Annotated in this window: 9 protein-coding genes; 2 read left to right on the plus strand and 7 right to left on the minus strand. The window is 69.2% G+C overall.

What is annotated here, in order from left to right; genetic code table 11:
- From ACFZDA_RS12435 to ACFZDA_RS12455, 5 genes are read right to left on the minus strand one after another with little or no spacing between them, the layout of a single operon-like run.
- Complete coding sequence (locus tag ACFZDA_RS12435; RefSeq protein ID WP_391078961.1) at positions 1–882, minus strand: TIM barrel protein; 882 nt, start codon at positions 880–882, stop codon at positions 1–3.
- A 4-nt stretch (positions 883–886) separates the two neighbouring features.
- Positions 887–2,059 (minus strand): substrate-binding domain-containing protein, encoded by a 1,173-nt coding sequence (locus ACFZDA_RS12440; protein ID WP_391078963.1) that lies wholly within the window; start codon positions 2,057–2,059, stop codon positions 887–889.
- 22 nt (positions 2,060–2,081) lie between these two features.
- Positions 2,082–3,053 carry an ABC transporter permease gene (locus tag ACFZDA_RS12445; RefSeq protein ID WP_391078966.1) on the minus strand — a complete coding sequence of 324 codons (972 nt, stop codon included), beginning with the start codon at positions 3,051–3,053 and terminating at the stop codon, positions 2,082–2,084.
- Between the two features lies 1 nt (position 3,054).
- A complete protein-coding gene (locus tag ACFZDA_RS12450) occupies positions 3,055–4,026 on the minus strand; it encodes an ABC transporter permease (protein WP_391078969.1) in 972 nt (323 codons plus the stop codon).
- Entirely contained in the window at positions 4,023–5,534 is a 1,512-nt protein-coding gene (locus tag ACFZDA_RS12455; RefSeq protein WP_391078971.1) for an ATP-binding cassette domain-containing protein, read from the minus strand. Before ACFZDA_RS12455 ends, ACFZDA_RS12450 begins: the two co-directional genes overlap by 4 nt.
- A 530-nt stretch (positions 5,535–6,064) precedes the next feature.
- On the opposite strand from ACFZDA_RS12455, the gene ACFZDA_RS12460 reads away from it, so the two are divergent.
- Together ACFZDA_RS12460 and ACFZDA_RS12465 are read left to right on the plus strand one after the other, a co-directional pair.
- On the plus strand, positions 6,065–9,610 hold the full coding sequence (locus ACFZDA_RS12460) for a ThuA domain-containing protein (protein ID WP_391078975.1): 3,546 nt from the start codon (positions 6,065–6,067) through the stop codon (positions 9,608–9,610).
- Positions 9,611–9,670: 60 nt separating this feature from the next.
- Positions 9,671–9,838, plus strand: coding sequence for a hypothetical protein (locus tag ACFZDA_RS12465; RefSeq protein ID WP_391078979.1), 168 nt, complete (start codon positions 9,671–9,673; stop codon positions 9,836–9,838).
- A 229-nt stretch (positions 9,839–10,067) separates the two neighbouring features.
- On the opposite strand, the gene ACFZDA_RS12470 is transcribed toward ACFZDA_RS12465, so the two are convergent.
- Complete coding sequence (locus ACFZDA_RS12470; protein WP_391078982.1) at positions 10,068–11,780, minus strand: ThuA domain-containing protein; 1,713 nt, start codon at positions 11,778–11,780, stop codon at positions 10,068–10,070.
- A 29-nt stretch (positions 11,781–11,809) separates the two neighbouring features.
- Entirely contained in the window at positions 11,810–14,647 is a 2,838-nt protein-coding gene (locus tag ACFZDA_RS12475) for an RICIN domain-containing protein (RefSeq protein ID WP_391078985.1), read from the minus strand.
- Positions 14,648–16,145: the final 1,498 nt, after the last annotated feature.

The raw sequence follows: 16,145 nt of genomic DNA on the forward strand, positions 1-16,145 counted from the left end.
CTATGACCCGGTCAAGGGAGCGCTTTCCAGTCCACGGAGGACAGTTCGGAGGTAGGACAGCCCGTCACGGGCGAGGGTGTCCTGCGACGGGGCAAGCGGCCGCCAGATCGAGGCGGCGGTGGCGATGGCCTCGTTCTGCGCGGTGAACGACTCGATGCACACCGCGCCGCCGTAGCCGGTCGTGACCAGGCCGGCGAGGAAGCGTGGCCAGTCGAAGTGGTCGGCGCCCGGGGCGCCGCGGTCGGTGCCGCTGACCTGGACGTGCTTGAGGTGCGGACCAGCCGTGACGAGCGCCTCGTAGGGGTCGGCCTCCTCGATGTTCATGTGATAGGTGTCGATCATGAGACCGACGTTCGCGGGCAGGCCGTCGATCAGCTCCACCGCCTGCTCGACCGTGTTGACGACGCTCGTCTCATAGCGGTTGAGGGCCTCCACACCGATGCTCACGCCCCGCTCCCCCGCGTGGTCGGCCACTGGCCGCAGGGCGCGGCGGACGTCCGCGTAGCAGGCCGCGCGCTCCACCGGTGACATGCGCCAGGTCCGCCCCACCGCGGCGTAGACCGGGCCGCCGACGCAGGGCGCGCCGACGGCCACCGCACTGTCCACACACGCCTTCAGGTACGCCACGGTGGAGGCGACGGCCTCCGGCGGGGCGTTCACAAGATCACGTCCGGGCGAGGTGACCGCACAGACGCCGACCGCACGCAGGCCGTGCGCCGCCAGCAGGTCCCGGGTGCGGGCCGGGTCCCAGTCGCCGGGTTGCTCGATCGGCAGCTCGACCGCGTCGAAACCGAACGCGGCGATCCGCGGCACCAGTTCGGCCATGGCCGCGTCGTCGACCGGCGAGGCCCAGACCCACGGGTTGACACCGATGGTGTACACCGCACTACTTCCAGCGCCGCGGGTAACCGGGCAGGTCCGTGCAGCCACACATCGCGTAGTGCAGCGGCGGCATGGCGGGGTCGACGTACTCGTCCAGATTGTCCTCGGTGATGGTCGGCTGCGGCAGCTTCCACGGGCTCGGAACCTGCTCGCCGTCGAGGATCTTCAGCGCGGCGATGATCGGGGTGCGCCACTGGTAGGTCGGGTACGTCGGGGCGATCGCCGTGAGCTTCTTGTCCTTCCACAGCTTCAGGAAGTCGAGCTGGTCCTCCCCGTTGATCGGCGGCACGGGCTTGCCGGCGTCCTCGAACGCCTCGACCGCCGCGCCCGCGACCGCCCCGGCGTCCATCCAGACGCCGTCGATCGTGCCGTGCCGCTGGATGTAGTCGTTGACGATCTTCTTGGTCTTGGCCGGGTCGCCGTCGGTGAACTCGACGCCGACGACGTCGACGCCCGCCTTGTCGAAGGCGACCTTCGCCGCGGACCAACGGGTCTCCAGCACGTCGACGCCAGGCAGGATACGCAGCGCGAGCACCTTGCCGCCCCGCTTCATCTTCTGGGTGACGAACTCCGCCGCGACGTGGCCGAATCCGTAGCCGCCGATCGGGTTGATGAACGTCACCGGGCAGGTCGTGTCGACGCCGCGGTCGAAGACGATGACCGGCAGACCCTTCCGGCAGGCGGCCTCCACGGCCGGGGTGAGCGTCGCGGTGGTGTTCGGCGAGACGATGAGCGCGTGGCAGCCCTTGCCGAGCAGGTCGTTGATGTCGGCGATCTGCTTCTGGTCCTTGCCTTCGGCATCGACGTGGACGAAATCGGAGATCCGGCCACGGTGCGTGTCGACCTCGGCCTGCATGGTCTTGAAACCGACCTGGCGCCAGGGGTTGTTCAGCCCCGCGTTGGAGAAGCAGATCTTGTGCGGTCCGGGCTTCTTGAACCTCGCGGTCTCCACCATCGCCGGGTTGAGCGCCTGTTCCCAGGGCTTGCCGGCCGGCCCGGTGGGCGCGGCGTCCAGCAGCGCGAGCTGCTTGTCGTAGTCGGCCCGCACGAAGAACTTCGACTGCTTCCCGGTGCCCGACCCGGTGCCCGCGGAGGGCGAACCCGATGCGCGGGTGGTGGGCTCGTCGGTGGCGCAGCCGGCCAGCACCAGCAAGGTGCTCACGGCCAGCACCGTCATGGAGTGCCTCACTGGATCCCCTTCATCTGGACGGGAGACGGAAGGACGCCGCCGCCACGGCGAGCAGAATGATCGCGCCCTGGACGGTCGGTTTGAGGGCGCCGGAGACGCCGTAGAAGTTCATGAGCGTGAAGAGCGTCTCGAGGGTCAGCGCGCCCAGCATCGCGCCGACGACCGAACCGCGGCCCCCGCCCAGAGCGACACCGCCGAGGACCGCCGCGGTGATCGCGCCGAACTCCAGGCCGGCACCGGCCTGGAACGACACTCCGCTGTACCCGCCGATCAGGACCGCCGCGAGCGTGGCGGCGAGTCCGCTGAGGACGAACGCCATGGTCTTGGCGCGCCACACACGCACGCCGCTCAGCTCGGCGGTCCGCGGGTTGCCGCCGACGGCGACCAGGGTGCGGCCGAAGTCCGAACGCGTCAGCACCAGCGCCAGAGCGGCCGCCGCCACCAGGATGACCAGGGCGTACGGTATCCGGCCCAGCGCGGGCACGTCCTCGAACGCCGACCGGCCGAGCCGGCGGAACTCCTCGGAGAGGCCGCCCTTCGGGGCACCGTCGGACCACAGGTACACGGCACCGACGAGGATCAGGAACATCCCGAGGGTCGTGATGAACGACGGCACCCGCAGCCGCGTGGTGACGAGGCCGTTGACGAGGCCGACGGCGACGCCGAACGCGAGCAGGAGCACGACGACAGGCCAGCCGGCCGACGGATCGCCGTCGATCAGCCGGGCGGCGATGACCACCTGCGCGGTGACCAGAGAGCCGACGGACAGGTCCAACTCGCCGGAGACGATCACGAAGTACTGGCCGGCGGCGAGCAGGACGACCGGCGCGGAGCGGCCGAGGAACGACATCAGCGACGGCGGCGAGAGGAAGTCCGGTTGGCGGGCGGTCAGCAGAACCAGCAACACCGCCAGGATCACGAGGATCGGTGCGAGACTGCCGGAGCGGAACTCAAGGAGCCGCAGTGGACGCGCGATCTGCATGCTATGACGCCTTTCGCATCGCCCGGCGGGCGTAGACGGCGACCGCCGCGATGATGATCACGCCGCGGATCACCTGCTTGAAGAACACGTCGACCTCGAGCTGGTTGAAGATGGCGTCGATACTCGCGAGCAGCAGCACGCCGCCGACCGTGCCGACAACGCCGCCGCGCCCGCCGGCCAGGGCGGTGCCGCCGAGCACCACCGCGGCGATCGACTCCAGGTCGTACAGTCCCTCGGTGCCGACCCTCGGTGCGCCGGCGCCGAGACGACTGGCGAGGTAGATCCCGGCGAGGCCGGCGCAGAGGGCGCACAGCACATGGGCGGTGACGAGGACCCGGCTGTTCCGCACGCCGGAGAGCCGGGCGACCTCCGGGTCACCGCCCACGGCGATCAGGTGGTGGCCGAAGCGGGTGCGCGCCAGCACGAACCAGGCCGCGGCGGCGACGGCGAGGAGCAGCAGGAACGACAGCGGCACCGGGCCGATGCGCTGGTACCCCAGGCCCTGCACCAGGGCGGGTGCGGTCTTGCCGGCCGGGCCGTCGTATCCGTTGTCGAGGTATCCCTTCAGCAGCAGTCCGACACCGACGGTCGCGATGAAGGGGTTGATCCGCACTGTGGTGACGAGCAATCCGTTGACGAGGCCGATCGTGGCGCTGACGGCGAGCGTCAGGCCGATCCCCGGCAGCAGCGCACCGTCGTCACCGGCCATGGTCTCGGCGGCGACGAGGGTGCTCAGGCTGACCACGTACGCCACGGACAGATCCAGCGAGCCCCCGACGACGACCAGCGTCTGGCCGACCGCGACGAGGCCCAGAACGGCCGCGACGTGCAGCAGGCTCACCGTCGTCGCCACGCTGAACAGCCGGCCGCCGTCGACCGTGACGATGAGCCAGCCGATCGCCAGGGTGAGGACCAGGGCGACGAACACGCCGGGCGGGGTCCACCGGGCCGGCGGGGACAGCGCGCCGCTCATCCGGCCTCCTCCCGCACGGTGCCGACCGCCAGGGCGACGACGTCCTCCTCCGTCGCGCCGGCGGGTAGCTCGCCGGCGATCCGGCCGTCGCGCATGACGATGATCCGGTCGCTCATGCCGAGCAGCTCGGGCAGCTCGGACGAGACCATCAGCACGGCGGCGCCGTCGCGGGCCAGCCGGCGGACGAGATCGTGGATCGCCGACTTGGCGCCCACGTCGATGCCCCGGGTCGGCTCGTCGAAGAGCAGGATCCTCGGGGCGAGCGCGAGCCACCTGGCCAACACGACCTTCTGCTGGTTGCCCCCGGACAGGAAACGGATCTCCTGGTCCTCTCCCGCAGCGCGAAGCTCGACGGCCGCGAGCAACTCCCGGACCCGCGCGGTCCGGGCACCGCGGCCGACCGGGCCCGGACGGACGGCGCGGCCGGCCAACAGCGCGTTGTCGAGCACCGACTGGTCGGCGACGATCCCCTCGCCCTTGCGGTCCTCGGAGACGTAGGCGATACCGGCCCGTATCGCGGCGCGGGGCGAGCGCAGCCGGACCGGCGCTCCGTCGAGGGTCACCTGGCCGGTGCTGAACGGTGCGGCGCCGAACAGTGCGCGGGCCAACGCCGACCGGCCGGAACCCTGCAGGCCGCCGACGCCGAGCACCTCGCCGGCGCGCAGCCGTAGGTCGATGCCGCGCAGCTTCCGGTTTCCTCCGCCCCGGACAGTCAGCCGCACCGGGCCCAGCTCCTGCGGCTTCGCCGGGGCGGGGTAGTAGCTCGACAGCTCACGGCCGACCATGTGGCGCACCAGCTGATCGGCGCTGGTGTCCGCGGTGTCCAAGGTGGCCACCGCACGGCCGTCCTTGAGCACGGTGATCCGGCTGGACAGGTCGAAGACCTCCTTGAGGCGGTGCGAGACGTACAGCACGCCTATCCCGTTGTCCTGCAGCCGCCGTACGAGCGCGTAGAGCTGGTCGACTTCGTGGTCGGCGAGAGCCGCGGTGGGTTCGTCCATGATGAGCAGCCGCGCGTCGAGGGCGAGCGCCTTGACGATCTCGACCACCTGTTGTTGCGCCACGCCGAGTCGTCCCACGCGCGTGTCGGGCGGTAACGAGCCCTCCCCGACCGAGGCGAGGAGCTCCGCGGTGTGGCTGAGCATCGCCCTACGGTCGACGAGCCCGCGGCGCAGGGGCTCGCGGCCCAGACAGACGTTCTCCGCGACGGTGCGCTCGGGCAGCAGGGTCAGTTCCTGGTGGACGATGCCGATACCGGCCTGTCGGGCCTCGCGCGGGCTGCGGAACGTCCGCGGTGCGCCGGCGAACTCGACCGTTCCCTCGTCGGGCTGGTGGACGCCGGACACCACCTTCATCAGCGTGGACTTGCCGGCGCCGTTCTCGCCGACGACCGCGTGCACCTCGCCCGGCCCGACCTGGAGGTCGACGCCGTCGAGCACCCGCACGCCGAGGAACGACTTGCCGATGCCTCGCAGAGCGAGCAGCGGTGAGGGCAGCAGGCCAGACATCGTGGGAACCTCTGCATTCGCGTCGTCAGGTCGAATAGCCGCCAACTTTCACCGGACGCGATGGCGACATCGCCGCCCCGAGGGTAAATGCCTGGATGAGTGCCTGGCAATACCAGCAGACATCAGCGGTTGATATGCCAAAATCTGTTATCGAATCGGCCCGTCCGCAGTCGCGCGCCGACCCACGAAGAATGATTCGCAAAATGTGTTATGGAATCGGCCCGACGACAGTCGCGCGCCGAACCACGGCGATTGCTGCGCAAAATGTGTTATGGAATCGACCGCACCCGAACCATATTGACTGTTGCGATAGGCCGCTGCATGCTGACCGGCAGACCACGGGAGACGGTCGCATCTGGTGCGACGCCCCCTCTCCTCGTAGGGACTTGACTGCCCGTCACAGCGGACGGGACGACGAGCTGACGGCGCACGCGTGCCTACGACGCGCTCAGGCACTCCGGCGCATCAAAGGTGCGGCCGGAGCGTGTCCGTGGTCATGCCATCGTTGCTCCGCCGAAATAGGAGACGGCATGCGTCGCATCATATTAATCTTCGGGGCGATCGCGAGCGTGCTCCTGTCGCTCGTCATCGCCCAACCGGCGTCAGCTGCGCCGGCCTTCCGATCCCTGGTCTTCACGAAGACAGCCGGCTACCGGCACGATTCGATCCCCGCCGGCCTCACGATGCTTCGGGAGCAGGCGGCGGCCAACGACTTCGAGTTGGTCCACAGCGAGGACTCGAGCGTTTTCACCCCGGAAAACCTCGCCACCTTCGACGTGCTCATCATGTTCCAGACCTCGGGCATGGTGTGGACCACGGCCGCCCAACGTCAGGCGGTGGAGGGCTACCTCGCCAGCGGCAAGGGCATCGTCGCGATCCACAACGCCACAGACATGGGCGTCGAGAACGAGTACCCGTGGTGGGACCAGACCATCAACGGCGGCGCACACATGCCGGAACACTCCCCCGGCGTGCTGCCCGGCACCGCCATCGTCGCGGACAAGAAGCACCCGTCGACGGCCGGCCTGCCGGACCGCTGGAACCGCAGCGAGGAGTGGTACAACTTCGACCGCAACCCCCGCGGCGACGTCCATGTCCTGGTCACCGCGGACGAGCGCACGTACAACCCGGGCCCGCGCGCCATGGGGCCGGACCACCCCATCTCCTGGTGCCGCAACAGCGGCGGCGGCCGCGTGTGGGCCACCGCCATGGGGCACAGCAGCGCGGCCTACAGCGAGACCCATTTCCGCAACCACGTCCTCGGGGGCGTCAAGTGGGCGGCCGGCAAGGAGCCCGGCGACTGCGGCGGCACCGTGTGGAGCAACTTCGAGAAGCGCACCCTCGACGACAACACCACGGACCCGATGGCCCTCGCGGTCGCCCCGGACGGGCGGGTGCTCTACGTCCAACGGGGCGGGCAGGTGAAGATCTTCAAACCGACCACGAACAGGACTGTGACAGCCGGCACGCTCAGCGTCTACACCGGCGGCGAGGACGGCCTCACCGGACTGGCGCTCGACCCCGACTTCGCCGACAACGGCTACGTGTACCTGTATCACTCCCCGGCCGGAGTCCCGAACGACATCAACCGGGTCTCCCGGTTCACGCTCACCGGCGACACCCTGAACCTGTCGAGCCAGGTGACGATCATCGACATCCCCGCGACCCGGGACCGCACGTTCGCCGAGCCCGGACACACGGGCGGGTACATCGAGTTCGGCCCCGACAAGAACCTCTACATCGGCACCGGGGACGACGTCCCGCCGAACCTCGACTCCAACTGGCAGGGCTACGCCCCGCTGGACTGGCGGCCGGGCAAGGCCAACCTCGACGCCGCCCGCACCGCCGGCAACACCAACGACCTGAGGGGCAAGCTCCTGCGCATCCGGCCGTCGGCGGGCGGCGGCTACACCGTCCCGGCCGGCAACCTCTACCCGCAGGGCACGGCGCAGACCCGGCCGGAGATCTACGCGATGGGCTTCCGCAACCCGTTCCGCTTCTCGATCGACCCGGAGAACGGGTGGGTCTACCTTGCCGACTACGGCCCGGACCGCAACCCGCCCACGACCAACCGCGGCCCCGAAGGGCTCGTCGAACTCAATGTCATCAAGTCCCCGGGCAACTACGGCTGGCCCTTCTGCCACGGCGACAACCAGGCCTACGCGCCCTACAACCCGGACACCCGCGTCGTCGGCCCCAAGTTCAACTGCAACGCGCCGGTCAACAACTCACCGAACAACACCGGCCTGACCAGCCTCAAGCCGATCGTCGCGCCGAACATGTGGTACGGCTACGGCGTCTCACCGAACTTCCCCGAACTCGGCTCCGGCGGCTCGGGGCCGATGGGCGGACCGGTCTACCGCTACAACGCCGCGAACCCGTCCGAGACGAAGTTCCCGCCCTACTACGACGGGGTCCACTTCTTCTACGAGTGGTCGCGCCACTCCGTCAAGGAGGTCCACTTCGACTCCGCGACCGCCGTCACCCGGACCAACCCCTTCATGCCCGCCGCCAAGTTCCTCAAGCCGATGGACATGGAGTTCGGGCCCGACGGCTCGCTGTACCTGCTCGAATGGGGCAACAACTTCTCCGGTGGCAACAACGACTCGGGTCTCTACCGCATCGACTACAACCACGGCGGACGGTCGCCGATCGCCAAAGCCACCGGAACGCCCACCAACGGGGACGCGCCACTGAACGTGCAGTTCAGCAGCGCGGGTTCCACGGACCCGGATCCCGGCAGCACGCTCAGCTACCACTGGACGTTCGGCGACGGCACCACGTCCACGGCGGCCAACCCGTCACACACCTACACCACCAACGGCAACTACACCGCCCAGCTCAAGGTCACCGACAACACCGGCAGGACGGCCTTCGCCAACGTGCCGATCACCGTGGGCAACACCGCACCGATCGTCACCCTCACCATTCCGTCCAACGGCGGCATGCTGGACTTCGGCGACCGCGTCCCGTACAAGGTGTCCGTCTCGGACCCCGGCGGCGCGCCCGTCGACTGCGCCAAGGTGTTCGTCAACCCCGCCCTCGGCCACGACGACCACCAGCATGAGACCACGGACCATCCAGGGTGCTCGGGCACCATCGACACGTCGCTGCTGGGCGGGCACCCCGAGGGCGCCAACCTGTACTACGTCCTCAACGCCCGCTACACCGACGACGGCGGCCCCGGCGGTGCGAACCCGCTCACCGGCTACGCCCAAGCGATCCTCCAGCCCAAGCACAAGCAGGCCGAGTTCTACACGGACCAGTCGGGTGTGCAGATCGTCGAGCAGGCCGGCGCGGAGAGCGGCAAGCGGGTCGGCGACATCTCCGACGGCGACTGGATCGCGTTCAAACCGATGAGCCTGTCTGGCATCACGAGCGTGCGCTACCGCCTGTCGTCGCCGAGCGGCGGCGGATCGATCGAACTGCGCGCCGACTCCCCGACCGGCACGCTCCTGGCCACGACACCGGTGCCGAGCACCGGCGGCTGGAACAACTACCAGTCCACGTCGGCGGTGAACACCGCCGATCTCTCCGGCTCGCACCAGCTCTACCTGGTGTTCAAGGGCACCTCGAACAACTGGTTCGACCTCGACTCGCTCACCTTCGGCGGCAACGGGGTCGGCGAACCGGGCGGCGGCGGCGTGGCCGGTCGGACCTGGACGGTCGCGGCGCAGCACAGCGGCAAGTTCATGGACGTCAGCGACGCCTCGACCGCTGACGGCGCCCAGATCGTCCAGTGGCCGGCGACCGGCGGCAGCAACCAGAAGTGGCAGGCCGTCGACGCCGGTGGCGGCGCCGTCCACCTGAAGGCGCTGCACAGCGGCAAGTGCCTCGCCGTCACGGGAGGGTCCACCACTCAGGGCGCGTTCCTGCAGCAGTCCACCTGCGACAACGGCAACGCGCAGAAGTTCCTCGTCACACCGACCACCACGGCGGGTGTGTACACGGTGAAAAGCCTCCCCAGTGGACTGTGCGTCGACGTCAACGGCGGCTCGACGGCCGACGGCGCACGGCTCCTGCAATGGAGCTGCCACAGCGGCACCAACCAACAGTGGCGGTTCACCGCCGTATAGCCCGTCCGAACGGGATGCCCGGCGCGCGGTCGCGCGCCGGGCATCCCTCCCTACGAGCAGGTGAGGAACCGTCCTGGTGTTTCGGACACCCCGGCCCGCCGGTACGGACGGCTGGCCGCGCTGGGCGCCGCCCGGGTGCTGATCGGCGTCGGTGCCACCGCGGTGGCGGCACCGATCGAGACCGGGCAGAGCGCCCCGTCGTGGGCGCGCAGTCCGGCCGCTGCCTGACCGTCCTCGGCGCCGGCACCACCAACGGCACCCAGACCCAGCCTCTGGTCCTGCCACAGCGGCACCCACCGGCAGTGGAGGCGTCGTTGAGCGGCGGAGCCGTCCTTCTGCCTGCCGAACAGAGAAAGCTGCACACCGACCTGGCCGTCGGTCGACTCAGTGTTCGTTCATAGAACTCGGAAGGGCCACCGCACAGTGGCAGGTGGCCCTTCCGTCGTGCCGTGTCAGCTCAGGGCTGGGTCCACTTCTGGTTGGCTCCGCCGTTGCAGGTCCACAGGTGCACGAGGGTGCCGTCGGAGGAGTTGGCGCCCGACACGTCCAGGCACTTGCCCGACCGCGGGTTCCGCAGCGACCCGTCCGGGTACGCCTGCCAGTTCTGGTTGCCGCCACCGTTGCAGGACCACAACTGGACCTTCGCCCCGTCCGCCATGCTGTTGCCGCTGACATCCAGGCACTTGCCCAACGCCTTGACCGTCGACCCCGGCGTCACCGTCCACCGCTGCCCCGCCGAACCCGTGCACGACGAGATCTGCACCGCCGTCCCGTCCGCCGAGCCGCCGTTGCGGACGTCCAGACACTTGTTCGCGAGCCCCACGACCGGACCCGCGTCGGGGGTGGGTGGCGGGCTGCCGCCCAGCTCCTTGATCCGGACGTTGCGGAACGACACGTCGTCCCCCGTGCCGTGATTCTGGATGCCGACGTGGCCGGCGAGCGAGCGGGCGGGGTCGGTGTTGGTGAAGTCATTGATCTTCACGCCATTGAGCCAGACCTGGAGCCGCTCGCCCTCCACCAGCAACTCGAAGGCGTTCCACTCGCCCGGGGGGTTGAGCGCCGCGTCCCGGGCAGCCGTGTCCGGGGCCTTGACGGCGTAGATCGAGCCAGTCGTGCGGTCAGGCACGTCGGTCGCGTCGATCTGGACCTCGTAGCCGTTGTTCAGTGCCGACTGCGGGTCGCTCGACGGTGGGAAGCCCACGATCACGCCGGAGTTGTCGTCGCCGGGCATCTTCCAGTCCAGCTTCAGCGAGTAGTTGGTGAACTGCCGGGCGCTGTACCAGAGCATGCCCAGGCCGCCGTACGAGGCGAGGGTGGCGTCCGCGTTGGTGAAGCCGCCCGGGCCGGCCTGCGACCAGCCGGTGGTCGAGCCGTTGTAGAGGGTCGTGTAGCCGGTCTCGGGCCGGCAGTCGGCCTTGGTCCGGCCTGCCGCGTACCGGATGCCGCCGAGCAGGTGCGCCCGGAACGCCGGCTCCGCGTACGACGCCTGGCTGTGCCCGCCGCCGGTGTAGAAGGACCGGCCTCCCGAGTAGCTCTTGCACCAGGTGTGCGGGTGGTCGGCGCCCATCGAGCCGCCCGAGTACGACGACTCGTCCAGCGTGGTGAGCACGCGCGCGGTGGTACGGGGGTTGGTCCGGAAGTTGTACCACTCATCGGTGCGGGTCCATGTCTGCGGCAGGTGGGCGGTCGCCGCGTGCGCCCGCCCCTCCACCTTGACGTTGGCCTGCTGGACAGCGGGGTGCGAGGCGAAGTAGGCGCCGACCAGGTCGCCGTAGAACGGCCAGTTGTACTCCGTGTCCGCGGCCGAGTGGACGCCGACGAAGCCGCCGCCTGAGCTGATGTACGACTGGAACGCCGACTGCTGGGCGTCGTTCAGGACGTCGCCGGTGGTGTTGAGGAAGATCACCGTCTCGTAACGGCTCAGGTTGCCGGTGGTGAAGTGGTTGCCGTCCTCCGTGGCCGTCACCGTGAAACTGTTCGCCGCGCCGAGGTCGCGGATGGCCTGGATCCCTGCCGGGATCGAGTCGTGCCGGAAACCGGCCGTCTTGGAGAAGACGAGGACGTCGTAGGACGTGTCCGCGGCACTGACGGGTGTGGGCTGCACGAGGAGGGCCAGGGCGGCGAGTGCCGTGGCCGCCCCGCCAAGCAGCATTCGGGGTCGTCTGCGCATGTCCGTCGCTCCCTTCTTGGTGACAGAAATCAGGGCAGGGTCCACTTCTGGTTGGCTCCGCCGTTGCAGGTCCACAGGTGCACGAGGGTGCCGTCGGAGGAGTTGGCGCCCGACACGTCCAGGCACTTGCCCGACCGCGGGTTCCGCAGCGACCCGTCCGGGTACGCCTGCCAGTTCTGGTTGCCGCCACCGTTGCAGGACCACAACTGGACCTTCGCCCCGTCCGCCGTGCTGTTGCCGCTGACATCCAGGCACTTGCCCAACGCCTTGACCGTCGACCCCGGCGTCACCGTCCACCGCTGCCCCGCCGAACCCGTGCACGACGAGATCTGCACCGCCGTCCCGTCCGCCGAGCCGCCGTCACGAACATCCAGACACTTGTTCGCGAGCCCCACGACCGGACCCGCGCCGGGTGCCGGGCCGCCGCCGGGATTGAAGGTGAACGTGTCGACGTCGAAGAGGAATCCGGAGCCGCCGGCGAAGGTCAGGTAGAGCTTGGTGGTGCCGGCCGGTGCACCGGAGATCGAGCCGCCCACGGTGGTGAAGTTCGTCCACGAGCCGGTGACCGGGACGGTGGCGGAGCCGAGGACGGTGCCGGTCGGCGAGCCGGCCCGGACCTGCAACGTGCCGCCCGCGCCGGCTGACGACACCCGGGCGCTGAACGACGTGGCGTTGCTCAGCTTGTACGGCTCGAATGCGATCCAGTCGCCGTTCTCGATGTCACCGACGGACTTGCCGCCCTCGGCGGTCGACTTGTCGAGGGTGGCGATGCCGGACGACGTCTTGTAGTGCTCGGCCTGCCGGTGCTTCGGCTGCAGGATGTGCTGCTTGTGCGTGGTGAGCCCGGCGTTGTCGGTGTACTCGGCATCGAAGACCCCGAAGATGTTCGCCGCGTCGTCGTGCTCACCGTCGACCGGGATGGTGATCGTGCCGGAGCAACCGGTCTTCGAGGTGATCGGGTGGCCGTGGCTGTCGTGACCGACGATGTACGTGAGCTTGACCTTGGCGCAGTCGACGGTGCCGTCCTCGGGATCCGTCACGGTGATACTGAACGGCACGGTGTCACCGAAGGCGAAGATCTCCCCCGCGGCGGGGCTGTTGATGGTCACGGTCGGCGCGGTGTTGCCGACGATGATCCGCACCTCGGCGGTGCCGGTGGCGCCCTGCGGGTCGCGCACGGTCAGCGTGGCCGTGTAGTCCCCGTTTGTGTTGTACGTCTTCGTCGGGTTGGCGACGGTGGAGCTGGTGCCATCACCGAAGCTCCAGGCATAGGTCAGTGCCCCACCGTCAGGGTCGGATGAGCCGGCTGAGGAGAAGGTCACGGTCAGCGGAGCCGTGCCGGAGGTCCGGTTGGCGCCGGCCATCGCCGTGGGCGCCCGGTTGCCGCCGCCGACGTAGTCGAAGCGGTAAAGGGCAGAGTTTTGGTCGCCCTGGTACCACCCGGAGCCGTAGTCCAGCACGTAGTAGGAGCCGTCCGGGCCGAACGCCGAGTCGATCACCTGCTTGCCGTTCCAAGGGAAGCTGTCGATGGTCCCCGGGGAGCCGTCGGCGTTGAGGTGGATCGGCTTGATCCAGCCGCGGCCGAACTCCGTGGCGAAGAACTGCCCGTCGAACGACTGCGGGAACTTCGTGGGCAAGCTGACGTCGGGGTCGTATCGGTACACCGGGCCCGCCATCGGCGACTCCGAGCCGCTGCCGAACGCCGGCGGGCTGCCGGCGTCGCCGCCGTAACGGATCCAGGCGGCCTTGGCGGGGGGCAGCGTGCTCAAGCCGGTATTGCGGAACGAGTTGTTCGTCGGCCCGCCCGAGCAGTTGTACTTCGCGCCTCCCGTGTTGGTGGCGAAGTCCCACTCGGCGTACGTCTCGGAGCTCGTGTTCGTGCCGGTGCAGTAGGGCCAGCCATAGAAGCCCGGGCCCGTGACGCGGTTGAACTCGACCTGGCCCTGCGGCCCGCGCGCCGAGGTGGCCCCGGCATCGGGGGCGTAGTCGCCGACGTAGACGACGCCGGTGGCCTTGTCCACGCTCATCCGGAACGGGTTGCGCAGGCCCATCGCGTAGATCTCCGGCCGGGTCCTGGCCGTACCGGGCGGGAACAGGTTGCCTGCCGGGATCGAGTACGACCCGTTCTCGTTCACCTTGATCCGTAAGATCTTGCCGCGCAGGTCGTTGGAGTTGGCGGCGGTGCGCTGCGCGTCGAACGCCGGGTTGCGGTTGGTCCGCTCGTCGAGGGGGGAATATCCGGCGGACTCGAACGGGTTGGTGTCGTCGCCTGTGGACAGGTACAGGTTGCCTGCCGCGTCGAAGTCGATGTCTCCGCCGGCGTGGCAGCAGGTGCCCCGGTCGGCCGCCACATCGAGAATGTCCACTCTGCTGGACTGGTTGATCGTGAAGTCGGCGTTGAGCGTGAACCGGGAAAGCCGGTTGACACCCTGCCACGCCGACCAGTTGCCGCCGGTGGTCGGTGCGTCGCCTCCTGGTGTGGACAGCGGCGGGGCGTAGTAGAGGTAGATGTGCCGGTTGGTGGCGAAACCCGGGTCGATGCCGATGCCCTGCAGGCCGTCCTCGTCGTGCGCGTATACGGGGATGCTGCCGATCACCGTGGTGGTGCCGCTCGCGTCCGTGCGGCGCACGGTCCCGTTGCGAGCGGTATGCAGCACCGACCGGTCGGCGAGTACGGCCAGCGACATCGGCTCACCGACCTCCGCGACTCCGCGGGCCAGTTGGACCTGCTGGAAGTCGGAGGGGTTGATCGGGTGCGCCGAGGCCGGGGTCGCGCTGGACAAGGCCGCGATGAGAGCGGCGGCGACCAGGAGCAGAGCCGAACCGATGGCCTGCCAACGCGCGGGAGCCTTGATTTTCATGAACATGACAATGCAATCCCCTTCCTGAACAGGTGGCTGCCAGGCTTGGGGCGCGCGCTGCCGCGCCGATGCCGTAGCGGGATGTCGCCGCCTCGGCCCGCAGGGTGTGCTTCAGCAGGCCACTACGCCGAGCGGGGGCAACAGCTCGGAAACAGGAGAAGTCGATGGTTGCCGCGCTGTCGGGTCACATCGACGACCGTGACGGTACACCGACAACGCTAGAGGACTTCGGCCCACTATGTCGACACTTCCCTCCGGACCAGCCAGGCTTCGGTCTGTTGTGGAGCAAGTTACGGAAAGGCCCGAGCCCTGTCAGGACTCGGCGCCATCTCCCACCCGGACCGGCGGGACGCAGACGGGTGCGTGATCGCCGCCGCCCGCGCGACAACCCGGCCGAGCCCGGCCACCTTCGCCGACCACGAACACACCCTGAGCACCGCAGCCGAGGCCGCGGGACTCACCACGTCCTGCAGATCGTGGCCATCAGCCGCCCCCCGGCGAAGGCGACCGGTTTCTTTACTACGCCGGCCCGGCCGAAGTCAGCGACGCGACCAACCAGTCCGCCACCACCCCGGGCCCGCAAGTCCTGCACATCAGTTGGAGCGCCCGGAGCCCCGCGACGAACGAGCGGGGCGAGGACGAACGAGTTGGAGGCCGACGAGCGGCCGTCGACAATGGAGGCCGAGGAAGCGTCGCGGCGCTCTCACACAGGTCTCACCAACTGTGCGGACTCCCCCGGACCGTGAAGGCCTGACCTGGCATAACACGCCCGTCGCTGGATCGACTGGACGCCCCTGGACGGTCGTTACGGCCTGCGCCATGTGGTACCGCGCACCCACGCGACTTCCATAAGGCGTCGCCCTTCCAGCCGCCCGCAGTCCCTCCCGCGCACGAAGCCACGGGACAGGAAAGATCCGGACCGTACGCGGACCAACCGAGCCGCGAGGGCCAGCTCATAACACCATCACCGCAGTTCAGTGCTGCCCCGGCAGCCACTGCTTCGCGTATTCCGCGACCGTCTGCCGACCGAGTTCCCGCGGGCCTCGGCAACGGACGGCGCCGTCTTCTTTTTCTCCGCGCAGAGCTGCGTAAGGCGCTCGATCGCGTATCGAGCCTTCCGAGCAGGGCTCCGGGCGGGGCAGCCGATCCCTGCCGCAGGTGCACGTCAGCAAGCCGGACAGCGTCCGGCCTGATGCTGACCATTTGCTGACCTGGAGGCAGTCATCAGGCCTCTGACCTGAGGAAACACCCAACCGCTAGATCTAGGACTTGAACAGAGTACGCAGCACTTTGGACTCCTGGAAGACGGCTCCCTGCCTGCTTTGTGCAGGTCAAGGGCTGGGCTTTCGCGCCGCACCGGCGCCTGTTCAGGCAATGTCGACTTCGCCCCGCCCAGGCCGAAGTCCAGGTCACGCGCCCCTGCGCATTCGCGTGCGCCGCCCCTCTCTTCCGTACGGTCCAGCCGATGGCGAATCGACCGCCGGCCACCCGCTCCCCGACCGCA

It is taken from the genome of Streptomyces sp. NPDC007991 (assembly GCF_042958445.1).
In the GTDB taxonomy this organism is placed as follows: domain Bacteria; phylum Actinomycetota; class Actinomycetes; order Streptomycetales; family Streptomycetaceae; genus Streptomyces.